Raw genomic sequence first — 2529 nt, 5'->3', positions numbered from 1 at the left:
TCCGCTGAACACGCCGTTGTCGTCGCTGACCTGGAATTCGTATTGCGACAGCTCCATCCGGTAGGTCGAGAACGACTTGGACAGCATCGCCCAAAGCGGAAACGCCAGGGTCACGACCAGATAAAGCGCGATGACCATCATGCCGCCGCGCATGATGAGATCGTCGCGGCTCAGCTTGCCCTTGATGACCGGGCCAGCGGGCAGAGAGGTGGTATCGGTCATCAGCCCTCCTCCGCCGGGGTGAAGGCCATCAGGCGGTTGCGGGGCAGTTCGATCATCATCTTGCCGCCCTCTTCAAGGCCCAGACGGCGCACCGCGTTGATCGAGAAATCGGCGATCAGCTCTTCGGCGCCAAAAATCTCATGCGACAGGCGGCAGCGCCAGAACGAGCCCAGGAATTCCATCTCGTTGATGCGCACTTCGAAGGCATTTTCCGGCGTGGTGATGATGTCCGGCGCACCCGGAGACCGCGCCCCTTCGCCATGCGGGATGATATCCTCGGGGCGGACGGCGGCAACGATACGGCTGCCCTTCTGATGATCATGGGGTTCACATTTCAGAACCGAACCGCCAAGCTCCAGACTTTCAGCATCACCCGCGACCGCAGGCAGCTGGTTCATCTCACCGATGAAGTCGGCCACGAACAGGTTGGCCGGGTGGCGATAGATCTCGGTCGGGGTGCCGACCTGTTCGATCACCCCGTGGTTCATGACCACGATCCGGTCGGCCATGGCCAACGCCTCTTCCTGATCATGGGTCACCATCACCGTGGTCACGCCCAGCTTGCGCTGCAATTCCTTGATCTCATGACGCAAATGCACGCGCACCTTGGCGTCCAGCGCCGACAGCGGCTCGTCCAGCAGCAGCAGGCCGGGATTGGTGGCAATCGCCCGCGCCAGCGCGATCCGCTGTTGCTGGCCGCCCGACAGCTGGGCCGGGTATTTGCTGCCCTGATCCGGCAGGCCCACAAGTTTCAGCAACTCGGCCACGCGCACCGCGATCTCGGATTTGCTGCGGCCGGTGTTTTCCAGCCCGAAGGCGATGTTCTTTTCGATCGTCAGGTTCGGAAACAGCGCATAAGACTGGAACACGATGCCGAAGTCGCGCTCGGACGGGGGCAGGTTCGACACATCCTTGCCATCCTGCATCACCGTGCCCTTGGTTTGCAGGTCCAGACCCGCAATGGCGCGCAGCAGGGTGGTCTTGCCGCAGCCCGAAGGCCCCAGAAAGCAGATGAATTCACCTTCGTTGATGTCCAGCGAGATATCCCGAAGGGCCAGAAATTCGCCAAAAGCTTTCCAGAGGTCTTGGATACTCAGATAGAGATCACCGGGAGAGGTTTTCTTAAGCACTGGGAGGGGTCCTTGAGCTTTGCGCAGCAGCCATGACAAGAGAGTGGCCAGAAATTCGCCGCGCCGTTCACATGAGATGTAGGGGAGTTTATCCAAAAAACCGGAGGAGCATTAAGCCCCTCCGGCTCGAGTGGTTTACTCTTTGGGTTCGGACTTGCCGTCATAGCGCGACTGCCATTCCTTCAGGATGGCGGCGCGGTTGTTGGCGGCAAACTCGAAATCATTGTCGATCATCGCGTCCAGCAGGCCTTCGGGGAAGTACTCAACCGGCTTGGCAACGCCCGGCATCGCAACAACCGCGTACCCGCTGTTGTACATCTCGTTGGCTTCCTTGGTGACCGAGAAATCAACCAGCTTCTGCGCGGCTTCCAGCTTGTCGGTGCCCGCTACAATCGCGGTGGCCTCCATGTCCCAGCCAACACCTTCGCTCGGCACGATGATTTCCAGAGGCGCACCTGCCGCCTTGGACTTGGCGCCACGGAAGGCAAACGAGATGCCGATCGGAATCTCGCCGGCCGCAGCCAGCTTGCACGGCTTGGACCCCGAATGGGTGTAGCGCGCGATGTTCTCGTGCAGGCCGTCCATGTATTCCCAGCCGCCCTCTTCACCAAACAGCTGCAGCCAGCTCGACACGTCCAGGAAACCGGTGCCCGAAGAGTTCGGGTTCGGCATGATCACGTGGCCCTTATACTGCGCGTCGGTCAGGTCCTTCCACGAGGTCGGCGGCGTCAGACCGGCCTTTTCGGCCTCGACCGTGTTATAGCAGACCGACGCCACCCAGGCGTCCATGCCAACCCAGCTGGGCACATCGCCGCTGTCGACGAATTTCGCATCCAGCTTCTCGACACCAACCGGCGCGTAGGGCTCCAGCATGTCTTCCGACTTCAGCAGCAGCAGCGAGGTCGCCGCCAGACCCCAGACAACGTCAGCCTGCGGGTTGTCACGCTCGGCCAGAAGCTTGGCGGTGATGATGCCGGTGGAATCCCGCACCCAGTTGATCTGAATATCCGGATGCACCGCGTTGAACTGTTCCGCGTAACGCGCCAGATCCTCGGCTTCAACCGCCGTATAAACCGTCAGCTCGGTTTCGGCCGCAGCAGACGACGCAAGCAACGCCCCCACCACTATTGCTGCAAACTTACAAGTCGTGTGTTCCATGATTTCCTCTGTTGGGTTG

Annotated in this window: 2 protein-coding genes and 1 pseudogene; all 3 read right to left on the bottom strand. The window is 60.7% G+C overall.

Annotation, left to right across the window (positions count from 1 at the left end):
* Positions 1-222, bottom strand: a pseudogene (locus ACR0DO_RS19400) (putative 2-aminoethylphosphonate ABC transporter permease subunit); the annotation flags it as partial.
* Positions 222-1352, bottom strand: coding sequence for a putative 2-aminoethylphosphonate ABC transporter ATP-binding protein (locus tag ACR0DO_RS19395; RefSeq protein ID WP_480443005.1), 1131 nt, complete (start codon positions 1350-1352; stop codon positions 222-224). The pseudogene ACR0DO_RS19400 and the gene ACR0DO_RS19395, both read right to left, overlap by 1 nt.
* Positions 1353-1487: 135 nt before the next feature.
* Positions 1488-2510, bottom strand: coding sequence for a putative 2-aminoethylphosphonate ABC transporter substrate-binding protein (locus ACR0DO_RS19390; RefSeq protein WP_480561079.1), 1023 nt, complete (start codon positions 2508-2510; stop codon positions 1488-1490).
* Between the last annotated feature and the right edge of the window lie 19 nt (positions 2511-2529).

The sequence above is a fragment of the Ruegeria sp. AM9 genome (genome assembly GCF_056540565.1).
The sequence above is the reverse complement of the archived record's forward strand: the minus strand, read 5'-3'. Positions and strand labels throughout refer to the sequence as shown.

Bases quoted from the DNA above. Each gene is read 5' to 3' on its own strand.
- ACR0DO_RS19390 (WP_480561079.1), bottom strand. From the start codon at position 2,510: ATGGAACACACGACTTGTAAGTTTGCAGCAATAGTGGTGGGGGCGTTG.